The 17,008-nt window shown below is 62.2% G+C and carries 13 protein-coding genes; 3 read left to right on the top strand and 10 right to left on the bottom strand.

The genetic code is table 11. The features are described from left to right. Nucleotides 1-5: 5 nt before the first annotated feature. The 3 genes from AC1Q6Y_RS05795 (at nucleotide 6) to AC1Q6Y_RS05785 (ending at nucleotide 3,900) form a co-directional block, all read left to right on the top strand. Nucleotides 6-1,778 carry an acyl-CoA dehydrogenase C-terminal domain-containing protein gene (locus tag AC1Q6Y_RS05795; RefSeq protein WP_492624160.1) on the top strand — a complete coding sequence of 591 codons (1,773 nt, stop codon included), beginning with the start codon at nucleotides 6-8 and terminating at the stop codon, nucleotides 1,776-1,778. Nucleotides 1,779-1,864: 86 nt separating this feature from the next. Then, nucleotides 1,865-2,821 carry a LysR family transcriptional regulator gene (locus AC1Q6Y_RS05790; RefSeq protein WP_492624159.1) on the top strand — a complete coding sequence of 319 codons (957 nt, stop codon included), beginning with the start codon at nucleotides 1,865-1,867 and terminating at the stop codon, nucleotides 2,819-2,821. Between the two features lie 50 nt (nucleotides 2,822-2,871). Beyond that, on the top strand, nucleotides 2,872-3,900 hold the full coding sequence (locus AC1Q6Y_RS05785) for an AraC family transcriptional regulator (RefSeq protein ID WP_492624158.1): 1,029 nt from the start codon (nucleotides 2,872-2,874) through the stop codon (nucleotides 3,898-3,900). A 67-nt stretch (nucleotides 3,901-3,967) separates the two neighbouring features. Here AC1Q6Y_RS05785 and AC1Q6Y_RS05780 read toward each other — a convergent pair whose 3' ends face one another. The 10 genes from AC1Q6Y_RS05780 to AC1Q6Y_RS05735 all read right to left on the bottom strand — a co-directional run bounded on the left by AC1Q6Y_RS05780 (nucleotide 3,968) and on the right by AC1Q6Y_RS05735 (nucleotide 16,915). Then, nucleotides 3,968-4,891 (bottom strand): transporter, encoded by a 924-nt coding sequence (locus tag AC1Q6Y_RS05780; protein WP_492624157.1) that lies wholly within the window; start codon nucleotides 4,889-4,891, stop codon nucleotides 3,968-3,970. A 108-nt stretch (nucleotides 4,892-4,999) separates the two neighbouring features. Next, nucleotides 5,000-6,184, bottom strand: coding sequence for a methyl acetate hydrolase AcmB (gene acmB / locus AC1Q6Y_RS05775; protein WP_492624156.1), 1,185 nt, complete (start codon nucleotides 6,182-6,184; stop codon nucleotides 5,000-5,002). A 178-nt stretch (nucleotides 6,185-6,362) separates the two neighbouring features. After that, nucleotides 6,363-7,043 carry a TetR/AcrR family transcriptional regulator gene (locus AC1Q6Y_RS05770; RefSeq protein WP_492624155.1) on the bottom strand — a complete coding sequence of 227 codons (681 nt, stop codon included), beginning with the start codon at nucleotides 7,041-7,043 and terminating at the stop codon, nucleotides 6,363-6,365. Next, complete coding sequence (locus tag AC1Q6Y_RS05765; RefSeq protein ID WP_492624154.1) at nucleotides 7,040-8,668, bottom strand: methyl-accepting chemotaxis protein; 1,629 nt, start codon at nucleotides 8,666-8,668, stop codon at nucleotides 7,040-7,042. The genes AC1Q6Y_RS05770 and AC1Q6Y_RS05765 overlap by 4 nt, the downstream gene beginning before the upstream one ends. Nucleotides 8,669-8,734: 66 nt before the next feature. Then, complete coding sequence (locus tag AC1Q6Y_RS05760; protein WP_492624153.1) at nucleotides 8,735-9,841, bottom strand: acyl-CoA dehydrogenase family protein; 1,107 nt, start codon at nucleotides 9,839-9,841, stop codon at nucleotides 8,735-8,737. Between the two features lie 150 nt (nucleotides 9,842-9,991). Continuing rightward, nucleotides 9,992-11,080: an enoyl-CoA hydratase/isomerase family protein gene (locus AC1Q6Y_RS05755; RefSeq protein ID WP_492624152.1), complete on the bottom strand. Its 1,089-nt coding sequence runs from the start codon at nucleotides 11,078-11,080 to the stop codon at nucleotides 9,992-9,994. A 2-nt stretch (nucleotides 11,081-11,082) separates the two neighbouring features. Continuing rightward, the gene (gene mmsB, locus AC1Q6Y_RS05750) at nucleotides 11,083-11,973 is read right to left on the bottom strand and encodes a 3-hydroxyisobutyrate dehydrogenase (RefSeq protein WP_492624151.1); all 891 of its coding nucleotides are present in this window, start codon (nucleotides 11,971-11,973) and stop codon (nucleotides 11,083-11,085) included. Between the two features lie 89 nt (nucleotides 11,974-12,062). Continuing rightward, complete coding sequence (locus AC1Q6Y_RS05745; RefSeq protein ID WP_492624150.1) at nucleotides 12,063-13,571, bottom strand: CoA-acylating methylmalonate-semialdehyde dehydrogenase; 1,509 nt, start codon at nucleotides 13,569-13,571, stop codon at nucleotides 12,063-12,065. 101 nt (nucleotides 13,572-13,672) lie between these two features. After that, entirely contained in the window at nucleotides 13,673-15,376 is a 1,704-nt protein-coding gene (locus tag AC1Q6Y_RS05740) for an AMP-binding protein (protein ID WP_492624149.1), read from the bottom strand. Between the two features lie 288 nt (nucleotides 15,377-15,664). After that, nucleotides 15,665-16,915, bottom strand: coding sequence for an OprD family porin (locus AC1Q6Y_RS05735; RefSeq protein WP_492624148.1), 1,251 nt, complete (start codon nucleotides 16,913-16,915; stop codon nucleotides 15,665-15,667). Nucleotides 16,916-17,008: the final 93 nt, after the last annotated feature.

Genomic DNA, 17,008 nt, shown 5'->3' with positions numbered 1-17,008 from the left:
ACGTTATGCCCGAATTCAAAGTCCCGCTGCGCGACATGCGCTTTGTGCTGCACGAAGTGTTCGATGCTCCGGCCATGTGGGCGCGCCTGCCGGCCTTGACCGAGAGCATCGACACCGATACGGCAGACGCCATTCTTGAGGAGGCGGCCAAAGTCACCTCGCACCTGATTGCGCCCCTCAATCGCAGTGGCGACGAAGAAGGCGCGCAGTGGCACGAGGGCCGGGTCACCACCCCCATCGGTTTCAAACAGGCTTACGCAACCTACATCGAAGGCGGTTGGGTGGGACTGTCCGGCAACCCCGGGTTTGGTGGCATGGGCATGCCGAAAATGCTGGCCGTGCAGTTCGAAGAGATGCTCTACGGCGCCAACTCAAGTTTTGCGCTGTATTCCGCATTGAGTTCCGGTGCCTGCCTGGCGCTGGACGCCCATGCCAGCGATGCCCTGAAAAACCTCTATCTGCCGCCGATGTATGAAGGCCGCTGGGCCGGCTCCATGTGCCTCACCGAGGCCCATGCCGGTACCGACCTGGGGCTGATCCGCACCCGCGCCGAACCTCAGACTGACGGCAGCTACAAGATCACCGGCAGCAAGATTTTCATCACCGGGGGCGATCAGGACCTGACTGAAAACATCGTTCATCTGGTACTGGCCAAACTGCCGAACGCGCCTGTTGGCCCGAAAGGCATTTCGCTGTTTGTCGTACCTAAAGTCCTGGTCAATGCCGACGGTTCCCTCGGCGCGGCCAACGCCGTGAGTTGCGGTTCGATCGAACACAAGATGGGCATCAAGGCCTCGGCCACCTGCGTGATGAACTTCGACGGCGCCAGTGGCTGGCTGGTCGGTGAAGAGAACAAAGGCTTGGCGGCGATGTTCACCATGATGAATTACGAACGCCTGTCGATTGGCATTCAGGGCATCGGCTGCGCCGAGGCGTCTTACCAGAGCGCCGTCACCTATGCTCGCGAACGCGTTCAAGGTCGGGCGCCCACCGGTGCATTGGCCCCGGACAAACCGGCCGACCCGATCATCGCTCACCCGGATGTGCGGCGCATGCTGCTGGGCATGAAAGCCATGACCGAAGGCGGTCGCGCATTCGCCTGCTATGTCGGGCAACAACTGGATCTGTCGAAGTTTTCCGACGATGCCAGCGAGCGCGATTGCGCGCAGATCCTGGTTGCGCTGCTGACGCCAGTGGCCAAGGCGTTTTTTACCGACACCGGCCTGGAAAGCTGCATCAACGGCCAGCAGGTTTTCGGCGGCCATGGCTACATTCGCGAATGGGGTCAGGAACAATTGGTCCGTGATGTGCGCATTGCACAGATCTACGAAGGCACCAATGGCATCCAGGCATTGGACCTGCTCGGACGCAAAGTGCTGGCCAACGATGGCGTCGCGCTACGCCTGTTCGCACGGGAAGTCCGCCACTTCGCGCTGCACCACGAAAGCGCGTATGGCAGCGAACTGCTGAAGGCCCTGGAACGCCTGGAGGGCCTCAGCAACTGGCTGCTGGAGCGGGCCAAAGCCAACGCCAACGAAGTCGGCGCAGCCTCCGTGGAGTACCTGCACCTGTTCGGCTATGTCGCCTACGCCTACATGTGGTCGCGCATGGCCGCCGTGGCCCGGTCCAGACTTGACCGGGACCCGCCGTTCTACGCTGCCAAACTGGCCACCGCCGAGTTCTACTTCGCCCGCCTGCTGCCACGGACGCTGAGCCTGGAAGCCAGCATCCGCGCCGGCAGTGCGCCCCTGTACGGCCTTGCTGACGAACAGTTCTGACGATTGAGCGTTGCGCGGCGCCTTGCCACTCCCAGGTCCCGCGCTTTTTATTCACTGGCCCTCTCAAAGTACGGCAGGAAAGCCTGATGAATATGCAAACAAGTACAACGCAAGGTCACTTGAACTGGGACGACATGCGCTTCTTTCTCGAGGTCGCTCGTGCCCGCACCGCAAGCGGTGCAGCCCGCCGCCTGGGGGTGGACTACACCACGGTAGCGCGACGCATCCGCGCCCTGGAGCAGAGCCTGGGCGCCATGTTGTTCGAGAAATCGCGAACCGCAGGCTTCGTGCTGACCGTGGAGGGGCAGCGCCTGGTCTGCCACGCCGAAACCCTGGAAAGTACACTGCTGGTAGCCTGCGAGCAGGTTTTCGGCACCACCGGAGGGCTTGCCGGGCACCTGCGCATCGGCTGTACCGAAGCCTTCGGGTCCTGTTTCATCGCAGCGCAGATGAGCCACTTCCTCGAGCACTACCCGAATATCTCGGCGGATATTTTGCCGGTCCCGCACTTCGTCAACTTGTCACGGCGCGAGGCGGACATTGCCATCACCCTGGAGCGGCCCGAGCGCGGTCCGTACGTGTGCTCGCGGCTGTGCGATTACCGCCTGCGTGTGTATGCGACGCCGGAGTACCTGGCCAGTCATCCGCCGATTGGCTGTCGCGAGGATCTGGCCGGTCACCCGTTCGTGACCTACGTCGATGATCTGGCCTTCAGCTTCAAGCTGCTCTACCTGAACGACCTGATGCTCGGCGCGCGCAGCCGCCTGCGCAGCACCAGCGTGGTCGCCCAGTACCATGCGGCTCTGGAAGGGCGTGCGCTGGCGATCCTGCCTTGCTTCCTCGCCGGTCCCGACCCGCGCCTGTGCGAGGTGCTGCCGGATCAGGTGGAGGTCACGCGACAGTTCTGGATGTACTACTGTGAGGACCTGCGCAACCTCAAGAGGATTACCCTGGTGGCCGACTACCTGCGCACTTGCGCGAAGCTCAATCGTCCGCTGCTGATGGGCGAGTCACACCAGATGGTCTACCCGTCGTTGCTCTGAGTTGCAGGTCTGGCCATCGATTGGACCCTAAAAAAAAATCAGGTGTCTCTATGCTTCTCGAACATGCGTTGTTAACCGATGCCAGCGGCAAGCCGATTCACCAGCATCACAAAAGTTTTTCAACCGAGTGGGATGAAATCAGCGACTGGTCGGATCGCATGTATATGCCCTACCGTGTGGCACCCAAAGGGCAGGCCATCAAGCCGCACGCCACCATGCATTCGTCCAGGATTGGCGAGTTGACGCTGACTCGTTTTGCCTATGGCGTGCCGGTGAGCGTCGATGAATTTTCGCCCGAAGCCGGGAATGCGCTACTGCTCACCACTATTCGCGGCAATGCCCGGCACTGGACCCGGCGTTCCGTCACCGAGGATACGGCAATGGGTGAATCATTCGTTGCCGATTGCAGTCGTGTCGATTACCGGATCGACCTCGACCCTGATCACCTGCAACTGAATCTGACCATTCCTCATGCCGTATTGGAGCGGATGGCGCTGCAGTGGTTTGGGTTCGTGCCCGATGATCAGTTCTGGAGACACAAGTGCGTCATCGGCGGAGTCGGATCGAGCTGGCTGAGTTTGCTGGAGTACACGGTTCGTTGTGTTGCCGAAGCTCCCGCACACATGGCTGAAGGGCGTATGGGTACTCACCTGGAGCAAAGTCTTTGCGTTCATATGCTGCAAGAATGGGCTGGCCGCGCCGGGCGGGCAGGGCTTGATTTGAATAGTCCCCTGAACCGGATTGCACCCCGTTATGTCAGGGCTGCCGAAGAGTTCATGAGTGCCAATGCTGCGAACCTGCCGACGATGGGTGAGATTGCCAGTGCGGTAGGGACCAGTGTGCGGACATTGAGTGGTGCCTTCGCGCGTTTTCGCGGCATGACGCCCGGTGCGTTCTTGCGTGAGCAGCGATTGCAGGGGGCGCACCGCGATTTGCTGGCGGCGGACCCGCAATCGGGAACCACCGTTTCGGCCATCGCCTTTCGCTGGGGTTATCTGAACCTGGGTGAATTTGCGGGGATCTATCGCAAGCGTTTCAGTGAATTACCCTCCCAGACCTTGCAGCGCCGGCTGCGCTAGCGATTCGAGGCGGTACGAGGGTACCGAGAGCGGTGTCCATCCCGCTCTCGGTGTCATTCACTGTGGGTCAGAACACCCACAACAGCCTTAGGTTAACCCGCTGGTTTTCCTTGAAACCGTTGTCGACCGAGACGTCCTGGCCGTAGTTGAGCAGGGCCTGGAAGGAGGGGGTTATCCAGTATGACGAGCCGACACGGTATTTGCTGGTGTCGGGTTCATCGTTCTGATCCTGACCGTCAATGCGCGTCTCACCGCCCCAGAGTCGAGACGCACCGACATGCACCGAAAGCTTTGGTGTCACGGCGTACCTCAGGTAGGTCTGGGTTTGCCACTGCGGCTTCTGGCGCAACGTCAGGTCTTGACTCGTGAGGTCGTCATTTTTGCCAAAGAAGGTCACATCCGCGGTGAGGTCCAGGGAAAGTTTTTCAGTGAGACCGGTCACATAGCCTGTCTGCAATGTCATCTTCCAACGGTTTTCGCCAAGGTTGAGTGCATTGTTGCGGTCATAGTTTCCGGTCGGCACGTACAGGTAGGGTGCAATACCCCAGTAACGATTTTTCGCCGGGTCATTCACGAGCCATAGAGTGGACGCCAGAATCAGATCGCCCATGCCACTGGTTTGTCCCAGCGAGTCGTTATCGCGTGTTCCTTCCAGGCGGCCGAAGGGCAACAGGAACTGTGTATTGATCGTGTAGTCGCCCAACTGCTGGTAATGCGCGGCGCGCAGTATGCCGATATCCGAGTCGAGCCCCGCTTTGATCGCAACCTTGTGACCATCACTGTAAAGCGACCGCCGCTGCGCATGCTGCAGGTAAAGCAAACCGATATTGCTGCCGGCTGGAAGCGCAGCGGTGTATTCGCCGGCGTCCACATCGATGGCCTGGGCGTTGCCCGCCAGAATCGCCAGCACGAGGCCGGCACCGATCGTTGAAGTGTCAAATGCGCGCACCAGGGGCCGAACGCGCGCAGGGGTACGTGTGGAGATCTCCATGAATCACCTGTTTTGTTTTTGTTGGTTTTTGGAGAGGAATTTTTTTCGTGCAACATCGCCTGGAGCCCCAGGGGGCTCTCATGCGATCTGCATCGAATCAGTGCCGGGTCAGCGGGTCAGATAGCGGTAGGCCGCCGTTTCGAAATCCAGATAGGCATTGACCGAAACGGAATCGGCGAACGGCAATATCTGGGTGGCCCAAAAGCCGCCGATGCCGTTCTTGCGGTCGATCCAATAGAAAAGATTGGCCAATCCGGCCCACGCCAAAGAACCCGCAGGGCGACCGGTGGGGGCGTCTTGATCGTTGATCATGAAACTCATCGCCCACGACTTGGGCATGCCCGGGAAGAACTCTGCGGTATTGGTGAGACTGGGGATAACGCCGGGGAGGGCTTTTACTTTCAGGTTTTCGAGACCATTTTTTTCAGCGAAACGAATCGTTTCCGGTTTGAGAATCCGTCCGTGATCCCCCTGCCCATCGTTAAGCCAGGCACGGATAAACTGACAGTAATCCTTCACGGTCGAATACAGGCCATGGCCTCCCATGTGCACTTCGGGAGCCTGTGGCAGGATGAAATCCTCGAGTGCGCTCAGCGATCCATCCTCTGCGCGTTGGTGCAGGCTGGCTCGCCGCTGGAGCATCGACGGGGTCATGGTAAAGGCGGTATCGGTCATGCCCAGCGGCTCGAAAATACGCTGCTGCATGACTTCACCCAGACGCTTGCCGGTGATGGCCTCGACCACCAGGCCGGCCCAATCCATGTTGGAGCCGTATTCCCACTGTTCACCCGGCTCAAACAGCAAGGGTGTTTGAAGCGCCGCCAACGACCCGCTGATGATGCTGGGTTGTCCTTGTTCCTGGGCTAGTCGGTTGTAGTTTTCGTTGAAGAACTCATAACCCAGACCTGCCGTATGAAGCAGAAGCATTCGAGTGGTGATGTGTTTTCTGGGGGCGCGAAGGCGAGGCGTTCCGTCGCTATCAAACCCCTCGAGCACCTTCAGTTCGCCGATCATCGGCACATAGTTCCTGGCAGGCGCATCGAGATCCAGTCGGCCCTCTTCGAACAACTGCAGCACCGCCGTGGCGGTTATCGCTTTGGTCGTGGAAAACATGGCGAAAACGCTGTCGGTCGTCATGGCAGGGGCTTGACCGAGCGTCCGTTGACCTGACGCACCCTCATAGACCAGACCGTCACGCCCGACTATTGCCGCGACTACGCCTGGGACGCGCTGCGATCCAGCCGTGGCAGCATCGAGCAAGTGGTTGAGTGATGATGTAAAACCTGGATTCATTATTTTTATTCTCCTTACACCCGACCCATAGCCCGCTGGGCTGGAGCTTATGGTGGGGTGTGCAGTGGCAGGACTGATTGGCCCGACGTGAAGCGATGAACATCGGGGCCAGTGGAGAGTAAGAAAATAAAATCCGAGGGTTTGTCGGCTGCCGGCAGAGGGTGTCGGAATCAGGTACTTATTTAAGTGTCTGGGAGGAGGGCGATGCGTGAATGACTGCCGCCTCAGTTGCCCGCAATGCACCCTGCAGGGTACTCATCACCATCTCATGCAGCAGCTTGCGGCGTGCTCCAATGCCGGCCTTGGGCTGCCCAACCCAGGCCGGTAGTTGATTGAGCAAGGACACGATGCCGCTTACGGTCGCGCGCCGGGTGACGCTAGCCGGTTTACCGGTGAGTTGGTCTATGGTCTCCACCAGATGCTGCTCGTAGCGTCGGCGCAGGGTCAGAATCGAGGCTTGCTGTTCGCAGCTCAAACAATGGAGGTCGTACTCAGCCAGGCGGAAATGCGCGGCCATACGCTCGTGGAGCCGCAGGTGCGCCTCAAGCAGGCCGTGCAGTCGTACAGTGGGGGCGGATTTGCGACGGGTCACCAGGCTGGCGCCGTCAAGCAACGCTTCGTAGAGCTCCTCGATCAACTCAAACAGCAGTTCCTCTTTGCTATCGATGTGGTTGTAGAGGGAGCCAGCGGTGATCCCCAGACAAGTGGCCAGGTCGCGCATGCTGACTCGGCTGAAACCATGCCTGGCGAACAGCTCGACAGCCTTGTGCCGGGTTTCCAGGTAACGCGTGTTGCGTTCTTCGTCGACAGGCACGGCAAAAAGGGTTTTGGAGGGCTGCATGTGACTCATCGACCTCATACGCGAAACTGTCCCAATAGCCGATTGAGCTGACCCGCAAGTTGGCCCAGTTCCTGGCTCGCCTCGTTGGACCGGTCTGCTGCCTGGGCACTTTCGTGGGCCAGAGAGGCTGCGCGGGTCACGTTCTGGTTGATGTCCTCGACCACGTGTGACTGCTCCAGGGTGGCGCTGGCGATCGAGGCGTTCAGTTCAGTGACATTGCGCAGTGCGCCGAGTACCTGGTGCAGGCTTTCAGCCGTTTGGTGGGCCTGTTCCACGGTTTGTCGAGCGGCTTGGCTGCTGGCATTGATGACATCTACTGCAGCTTGCGAGTTGCCGTGCAGGCGCTCGATCATGTCCTGGATTTGCGCGGTGGACTGCTGGGTGCGCTGGGCCAGCAGGCGCACTTCGTCTGCTACCACAGCGAAGCCGCGACCCTGTTCGCCAGCGCGCGCCGCCTCGATGGCGGCGTTCAGCGCGAGCAGATTGGTCTGCTCGGCGATGGCGCGGATCACTTCCAGCACGCTGCCGATCTGGGTGCTTTCCCGGGCCAGGCTCTGGATCACCTCGACGGCCTGGCCGATGGTATCGGACAACTGGTCGATCTGGAGCAGGCTGATGTCGATGTTGTGCTGGCCCCGACGTGCCTGTTCTTCGGCCTGGCGAACTTCGTTGGCAGCGTGCTCGGCGTTCTTCGCCACTTCCTGCACGGCGTAGGAGACCTCGTGGATGGCGGCGGCCACCAGTTCCATCTGCTGCGATTGCTGCTGGCTGTGGTTGTGGCTATCGGCGGCGATTTCGCCGAGCGACTTCGAAGCCTGGTCCAGGCTGTCAGCGGACTGTATGGATTGACCGATCACGCCACGCAGCTTGTTGGTGAATACGTTGAAATGGCCGCTCAAGTCTGTCAGTTCATCGCGCCAGCGGTTATCCAGATTGCGGGTCAGGTCGGCTTCGCCGCTGGCGATGTTCTCCATGGCATCGACCACCCGCGCCAGTGGCGAGGCGATACTGCGGGCAATCAGCAGGATCAGCGCACTGAGCAGCAGGGTGATCGTCAGCAATATGACGCAGGTCTGAATCAGCTGGCGGCGGAACTCGACTTGCACGTCGTCTATGTAGATCCCCGAGCCGACAATCCAGCCCCAGGGCTTGAACAATTCGACGTAGGAAACCTTTTCCACTGGCGCGTCGGAACCCGGTTTGGGCCAGCGGTAGTGCACCAGGCCGGCGCCATCGCGTTTGGCCGTGGCGACCATTTCGTCGAACAGCGCCTTGCCGTCCGGATCGAGTGTACCGGCCATGCGCTTGCCCTCGAGCCCGGCATTGGGGTGCATGACCATTCGCGTGTCGAGGTCTTCGAGCCAGAAGTAATCCTCGCGGTCGTAGCGCAAGTCGCGCATGACTGCGATGGCCTGCTGCTGCGCCTGCTCACGACTGAGACCCTGACCTTCCAGGCTTTGGAAGTGGCGCAGGATGCCGCTGGCGGTCTCGACCACGTGACGGGTTTTCAGCGCCTTGGCGGTATAAAGGTCGTTATAGCTCTGCTTGAGCATCAGGCCGGCAAGTATCAGCAGCATCAGGATGGATGTCAGCAAAATCAGCCACAGACGGCGGCTAATGGAAATATTGCGCAAGCCGGGCATGGGCAGCTCCACAAGGGGCAAGACAGGGAAAAGCCGGACGCGGCAGTCGCGTCCGGCTGGAGGAGGTCAGAGCGCGTAGTGGCTCAGTTCGCGGGCGATCAGCAGGCGCTGGACCTCGCTGGTGCCTTCGTAGATCTGGGTGATGCGCGCGTCGCGGTAGTAGCGCTCTACCGGGTAGTCTTCCAGGTAACCGTAGCCGCCATGGATCTGCATGGCGCTGGAGCACACGCGTTCGGCCATTTCCGAGGCGAACAGCTTGGCTTGGGAGGCTTCGGACAGGCACGGTTGCCCGGCGCTTTTCAGGCGCGCCGCATGCAGTACCAGCAGGCGGGTGGCGTTGAGCCGGGTGTGCATGTCGGCGAGCAGGTTGGACACGCTCTGGTGCTCGATGATCGGCTTGCCGAACTGGGCGCGTTCGCGGGCATAGCCGAGGGCTGCCTCGAAGGCGGCGCGGGCGATACCCAGAGCCTGGGCGGCGATGCCGATGCGGCCGCCTTCCAGGTTGGACAGGGCAATGGCCAGGCCCTTGCCGCGTTCACCCAGCAGGTTGGCCTCGGGGATGGTGCAGTTGTTCAGGGTCACCGCGCAGGTATCGGAGGCCTTGATGCCCATCTTGTGTTCGCTGCGGTCGACCACGAAGCCGGGGTTGTCGGTCGGTACCAGGAAGGCCGACAGACCCTTCTTGCCCAGTTGCGCATCGGTCACGGCGAAGACGATGGCCAGCCTGGCGCGCTTGCCGTTGCTGACGAACTGCTTGGCGCCATTGAGTACCCATTGACCGTCGCGCAGTTCGGCACGAGTGCGCAGGTTGTGCGCCTCGGAGCCAGCCTGTGGCTCGGTCAGGCAGAAGCAGCCGATCGCTTGACCACTGACCAGCAGCGGCAGCCAACTGTCCTGCTGCGCGGGGGTGCCGTATTTCAGCAGGGGGCCGCAGCCTACCGAGTTGTGGATGCTCATCAGCGCGCCGAGGGCACCGTCGCCGGCCGAGATTTCTTCCACGGCCAGGGCGTAGGCCACATAGTCGGTGTAGCTGCCGCCCCAGGTGTCCGGCACGACCATGCCCAGCAGGCCCAGCTCGCCCATCTGCGCCACCACGGCGTCATCGATCCAGCCGGCCTTCTCCCAGGCCTGGGCATGCGGCGGGGATTCGCTGTGGGGGGAGTTGCGTGCCATGTCGCGGANNNNTACCTACCCCCCCCCCCCCCCCCCCCCCCCCCCCCCCCCCCCCCCCCCCCCCCCCCCCCCCCCCCCCCGCGCCATGTCGCGGATCATGCGTTGTTCTTCGGTCAATTCGATATCGAGCATTGCAAAGTCTCCTGCCGATCAGGCGGTGCGTACGGGCTTGCCGCAGGCGCGTTGAAACTCGTTGAAGAAGGCCTGCACCCGGGCAGGTTCCAGCTCTGCCAGGGTTGGCGGGTTCCAGCGTGGGAACTTGTCCTTGTCGATGATCAGGGCGCGCACACCCTCCATCAGGTCGCCCTTGTCGAACCACTGGTAGTCCAGGTGCAACTCCAGAGCGAAGCACTCGGCCAGGCTCAGGTAACGACCACGGCGCAACAACTCAAGCGTCGTGGCCATCGCCAGTGGCGAGCGGCTGTCGAGCAGTTTCACCGTCTGTTCGGCCCAGTCTTGCAGCTCAGGGCGTTGTTCTCGCTGCAGCGCGGTACGAATGGCCGGGACATCGGGCAAGGCGAAGTACTCGTCGATCGCCTGGCGACAGGCCTTGAGCTCGGACCCGGCAAGACGCTCTGTAGCCATGTCGGCAAGCAGGTCCTGCAAGTCTTCGTCGGGCGCAGCGGTCCAGTTCAGGTGGTCCAGACAGGCATCCAGCTCGGCCAGCCGTTCGCTGGGCAGGTAGTAGTCGGCAAGGTTCGCATAGAGGGCATCGGCGGCACGCACCTGGCAGCCGGTGATGCCCAGATAGGTTCCCAGTTCCCCCGGCAGGCGCGGCAGGAAATAGCTGCCACCGACATCGGGGAAAAAGCCGATGCCGACTTCCGGCATGCCCATCCGCGTGCGCTCGGTGATCACCCGTAGCGAGGCGGCCTGGGCCAGGCCCATGCCGCCGCCGAGGACGAAACCATCGAGCAGCGCCAGCACTGGCTTGGTGTAACCATGCAGGTATTCGTCGAGGGCATACTCTTCCTCGAGGAACAGCTCGTGCTGGTTGTCGCCGGCCTTGTAGCTGTCGTACAGCATGCGAATGTCGCCGCCGGCGCAGAAGGCCTTTTCACCGGCGCCGCGAATGGTCACGGCGACGATCTGCGGGTCCTGTTCCCAAGCCCACAGGTGCCGGCATAGCAGGCGCACCATGGGCAGGTCCAGGGTGTTCAACGCGCTTGGCCGATTCAGTGTCAGGTGGCCGACGCGGTTGCGTACGCTGGCCAGCACCGGGGCTTGCTGCTCGCTCATGCTCAGGCTTCCCCGCGGAACAGTTGGATGATGGCGGAGAAGTCCAGGCCGCCATTACCTTGCAGGCTGAAGGTCTGGTACAGCTGTTGGGCTACAGCACCGAGCGCGACCGGTTGACGCGCGTGCCTGGCCGCTTCGGTGGCCAGGCCCAGATCCTTGAGCATCAGGTCGCTGCCAAAGCCGCCGCTGTAGCCGCGTGAGGCCGGCGCGTTTTCCAGTACACCCGGGAACGGATTGTTGATCTCCGAGCTCCAGCAGCGACCGCTGGAGGTATTGATGATCCCGGCCAGCACCTTGGCTTCCATGCCCAGGGCCACACCCAGGGCCATGGCTTCGGCGACGCCGACCATGGAGATGCCGAGCAGCATGTTGTTGGCGATCTTGGCCACTTGGCCGTTGCCGGCTGCGCCGCAGTGCACGATGTTCTTGCCCATGGCCGATAGGATCGGCAGGGCCTGGTCGAACACACTGTCCGGGCCACCGACCATAAAGGTCAGGGTGCCTGCCGCCGCGCCGCCGGTGCCGCCGGATACCGGCGCGTCGAGCATCGGGTTGCCTTGGGCGAGGGCATATTTGGCCACTTCGCGGGTGCTCAGCGGGTCGATGGTCGAACTGTCGATAAGCAACACGCCTGGGCCGATATTGGCCAGCAGGCCGTCCTTGCCGCGATAGACCTGCTTCACGTGTTCGGCGGTCGGCAGCATGGTGATGATCACCTCGACCCTGGCCTTGGCCACGGCGGCGGGCGAGTCGGCGGCGCTGGCGCCGGCCTCCACCAGGGCGGCGACCGCCTGGGGGAAGGGATCAAAGACGGTCAGGCTGTGGCCAGCCTTGAGCAGGTTACGGGCCATTGGGCCGCCCATGTTGCCGAGGCCGAGAAATCCGATATGCATGTTGGCTACCTTTTACGATAGGGGGCAATGGCGCAGGAAATCCTGCGCGCGCTTGTCGTCGGCCGACGCAAGGCGCCGACCGGCAAAGGTCATTTCAGGGTGATGGTGGTGTTCACCGCGCCGACGGTGTCGTCCTCGTCGAACCAGCGCTGGGTGATCGTCTTGGTCTGGGTGTAGAAGGTCACCACTTGCTTGCCGTAGGGACCCAGGTCGCCCAGCTTGGAGGCGCGCGAACCGGAGAAGGAGAACAGCGGGACCGGTACCGGGATTGGCACGTTGATGCCCACCTGGCCGACGTCGATCTCTTCCTGGAAGTGACGAGCGGCAGCACCGGAACGGGTGAACAGGGCAGTGCCGTTGCCGTTCGGGTTGGCGTTGATGATCTCGATCGCCTCATCCAGGTTGGCGGCGTGCATCACGCTCAGCACCGGGCCGAAGATCTCTTCGCGGTACACGGACATTTGCGCCGTGACGCCGGAGAAAATGGTCGGGCCGACGAAGTTGCCGTCCTGGTAGCCCGGCACGCTCGGGTTGCGCCCATCCAGTTCAAGCTTTGCACCTTCTTCGATGCCGCTGGCGATCAGGCCGTTGACGCGGTCCAGGGCGGCGCAGGAAATCACCGGGCCGATGTCGGTGCCTGGCTCGGTGCCGCCATTGATCTTGAGGGTCTTGGTTCGCTCAATCAGGTCCGGTAGCCAAGCCTGCGCTTCACCGACCAGGATCACCACGGGCAGAGCCATGCAGCGCTGGCCGGCGGCGCCGAAGGAGGCGCCCAGCAGGTTGTTCAGGGTTTGCTGCCGGTTGGCATCGGGCAGGACGATGGCATGGTTTTTCGCGCCCATCATGCATTGCGCGCGCTTGCCGTTCTGGGTGGCGCGGTTGTAGACGTGGGTGCCGACCTTGGTCGAGCCGACGAAGGACACGGCCTTGATATCCGGGTGGTCGCAGATCAGGTTCACCGCGTCGACGCCACCGTGGATGACGTTGAGTACACCCTTGGGTACACCGGCCTCCAGCGCCAGTTCCACCAGGCGCATGGTCACCAGCGGGTCCTGCTCGGACGGCTTGAGGACGAAGGTGTTGCCGGTGGCAATGGCCATCGGGAACATCCAAAGCGGGATCATCGCCGGGAAGTTGAACGGGGTGATGCCGGCGCACACGCCCAGCGGTTGCAGCAGGGTGTAGGTGTCGACGCCGTTGGCCACGTTGTTGGCCAACTCGCCCATCTGCAGGTTGCCGATGCTGGCGGCGTGCTCGACCACTTCCAGGCCGCGGAACACGTCACCTTCGGCATCCGGCAGGGTCTTGCCTTGCTCGGCGGTCAGCAGGGCGGCCAGTTCCTTGATGTTCTCGCGGATCAGTTGCTGGTACTTGAGGAAGACACGGGAACGGGTACCGATCGGGGTCTTGCGCCAGGTCTTGAAGGCTTGCTTGGCGCTGGCGACGGCGGCGTTCATTTCCTCGGCGGTGGCGAAGGGGACGCGGGCCAGGACTTCCTGGGTGGCCGGGTTGACTACGTCGCGCCACTGAGTGCTGCGCGATTCGACGAATTCGCCGTTGATGAGAAGCTTGACGCTTGGAATGCTGGAAGAGGTCATTTTCAGTTCTGCCTACTTTCTTTGGGTCGAGTTAAGCCACTCGGCCTGGATGGCCGAGCGGTCGGATTTGGATTCAGAAGGGCCGGCGTACCAGCCTGGGTTCAGCCCTTGAGTTGCGGGAAGTCTTCTTCGAAGTATTCCTGCGGGCCACGTGCGTCGCCCTGACGGCGCTGCGTTTCCATTTGCCGCAGTTCCACCCGGCGGATCTTCCCGGAGATGGTCTTGGGCAGCTCGCTGACAAATTCGATGCGCCGCACCCGCTTGTAGGGCGCCAGGTGCTCGCGGGCGAACGCGAAGATGCTGCCGGCCAGTTCGTGGCTGCCCTGGGCTTCATGGGCCAGGATCAGATAGGCCTTGGGCACTGCCAGGCGCACCGGGTCGGGGCTTGGCACCACGGCCACTTCCATTACCGCCGGGTGCTCGATCAGCGCGCTTTCCAGCTCGAAGGGGCTGATGCGGTAGTCGGAAGCCTTGAACACGTCGTCGGCGCGGCCGACGAAGGTGATGTAGCCCTCTTCGTCGATCTGCGCGGTGTCGCCGGTGCGGTAGTAGCCGTCGCGCATCACTTCGGCGGTCTTTTCCGGGCTGTCCTCGTAGCACAGCATCAGGCCGAGCGGGCGCACATCCAGCGGCAGGGCCACTTCGCCTTCGTTACCCGGCACGCCATCAGGGTCGAGCATGGTCACCCGGTAGCCCGGCAGCGGACGGCCCATGGACCCCGGCTTGAGCCGCTGGCCAGGCGTGTTGCCGACCAGGGCGGTGGTTTCCGACTGGCCGAAACCGTCGCGCAGCAACAGGCCCCAGGCGTGCAGGATCTGCTCGATGATCTCCGGGTTGAGCGGCTCACCAGCGCCCACCAGTTCGCGCAGGCGCAGGCGTGTCTTGTAGCTGGCCAGGTCTTCCTGGATCAGCATGCGCCACACGGTAGGCGGCGCACACAGGCTGGTGACGCCGTAGCGTTCCAGCACGCCGAGCAGGGCTTGCGCGCTGAAGCGTGCGGTGTTGTGGATAAAGATGCAGGCACCGGCATTCCATGGTGCGAAGAGGCAACTCCAGGCGTGCTTGGCCCAGCCCGGGGACGAAATGTTCAGGTGCAGGTCGCCCGGCTGCAGGCCGATCCAGTACATGGTCGATAGGTGGCCGACCGGGTAACTCTGGTGACTGTGCAGCACCATCTTCGGCTTGGAGGTGGTGCCGGAGGTGAAGTACAGCAGCATCGGGTCGGTGGCGAGCGTTTGGCCCTCGACTTCGAACTGTTCGGAATATTCGCTGCCAGCGCTGTGCGGGGTCCAGCCGGCGGGGGTCGGGCCAACACAGATGCGGCTGCAGCCTTCACCCAGGCCGTCGAACTTGTCGACATGAGCGGCGCCGACCACCAGATGACGCACATGGCCACGCTCGATGCGATCACGTAAGTCTTCAGGGGTCAGCAGGGCGGTGGCGGGGATGACCACGGCGCCGAGCTTGAAGGCAGCCAGCATGGTTTCCCACAGGGCGATGTCGTTACCGAGCATCAGCAGGATGCGCTCTCCGCGGCGCACGCCCAGGGCACGCAGGTGATTGGCCACCTGGTTGGAGCGCGCGGCCAGCTGCTGGAAGCTGTAGCGTTGTTCGCTGCTGTCCTCTTCGACGATCCACAGGGCATTGGCCTGGTTGCCCTCGGCCATGGCGTCAAAGTAATCCAGAGCCCAGTTGAACTCGGTCAACTGTGGCCAGCGGAAGTCACGCACGGCGGTGGCGTAGTCGGTACGGTGGGCCAGCAGGAAGTCACGAGCGGCCAGGAAGGGTTGGCAGTTGTTGTTCATTGGAGTCTCCCGGAACGCGCGCGGGTACCTGACAGTGGGGAGACGACGGCAAGCAAGAATGGCTTCACGGTGGGTGCCCTGTTTATTTTTATTGGGACTGACCTGGTTCATGACCAAGCGGTTGAATCGAGTATAGGCATGCATAAATCAAATAAAAATGCTCAAAAAGTCCCGTGCGTTGTGCAAAAAAACACAGGCTGGCGGCATCCCCGATGCGCCAGAAATGCACAAGGCGGGTGCTGCCCGCACCGTCAAGCGATGTGAGCGGCACCCGCCTTGTGCGAGGGATTACCAGAGCGCCAGGGTATAGCTGAGGATCAGGCGGTTTTCGTCGAGATCGTTGCCGAAGTGGGCGGTGCGCACCGTAGCGTTGCGCCACTTCAGACCGAGGTTTTTCAGCGGGCCGCTCTGCACCACGTAGCCGATGTCGGTGTCGCGCTCCCATTCGCGACCCTCAGGCCTGCGGGCGCCCAGATCGATGCTGTCGCCGGCCAGGTAGCGGGTCATGAAGGTCAGGCCGGGAATGCCGAGTGCCGCGAAGTTGTAGTCGTAGCGCGCCTGCCAGGAACGCTCGTCCTTGTTGGCGAAGTCGTTGATCTGCACGAAGTTGACCAGGTAGGCGTCGCTGCCATTGACGTAGGCAAAGCCGGTGTCGCCACTCATGCGTTGGTAGCCCAGACCGAAGGCATGGCCGCCGAGGGCATAGGTGAACATGGCGCCGAAGGCGTTGTTGTCGATGTTGCTGTTGCCGTCGTCGGTGGAGCGGGCGTAGCGCAGGTCGCTCTTGAGCGTCTGGCCTGCGCCCAGCGGCAGCACGTGGACCAGACTGAACTGGTGTTGGTGGTAGAAGTCGTCCAGGCCGCCGTAGTTGTAGCCGGTGTTCAGCCGGTCGTTCCACTGGTAGGCAAGGCCGGCGAAATTGAAGGCATCACTGCGGGCCTGGCCACTGACAATGCCCTTGGCGCCGGTGGTGGTGATCGCCATTTTCTCGTAGTTCGAGGAGTCGCGCTGGTTGACCCGATCCACGCGCCCGGCATCGACGCTCAGGCCTTTGATCTCCTGGACGTTCAACTGCCCACCGCGGAATGTTTGCGGCAACAGGCGCGAGTCATTGGCCAGCAGTACCGGCAACTTCGGGGTCAGGGTGCCGAGCTTGAGCACGCTGTTGGACGCTTTGAACTTGGCCGTCAGGCCCAGTTCGCCATACTCGTCCTTGGCGCGTTTGGGCGGCTCGTTATCGCGCTTGAGCAGGCCAGAGCCGGAGCGATCGGGACTGGAATCGAGCTTGACGCCGAGCTGGCCAAGAGCGTCGATACCGACGCCGATCATGCCGTCGGTATAGCCGGATTCGTAGCGCAGCAGGAAACCCTGGGCCCATTCTTCTTGCTTGGACTGGGCGGCATTGGCCTGGCGGAAGTCGCGGTTGAAGTAGAAGTTGCGCGTTTCCAGCCTGGCCGTGCTGTCTGCGAAGAAGTCGGCGTGAGCCTGTGCGGCGAGGCCGGTGCCGGCCAGGAACAGGGTGAGGGTGGTGGGTTTCATTGGTTGCCTTTTGTTGTTTTTGTTGTCGACGAGCCGCTCCCGCGCCGCTTGGCGTTGGCGAGGGAGGGGCGCTTCTGGGGTGTCCTGCGCCGA

The sequence above is a fragment of the Pseudomonas sp. GW823-FHT06E10 genome (assembly GCF_058794995.1).
Note: the sequence above shows the minus strand (reverse complement) of the source record. Positions and strands in the feature narration are given on the sequence as shown.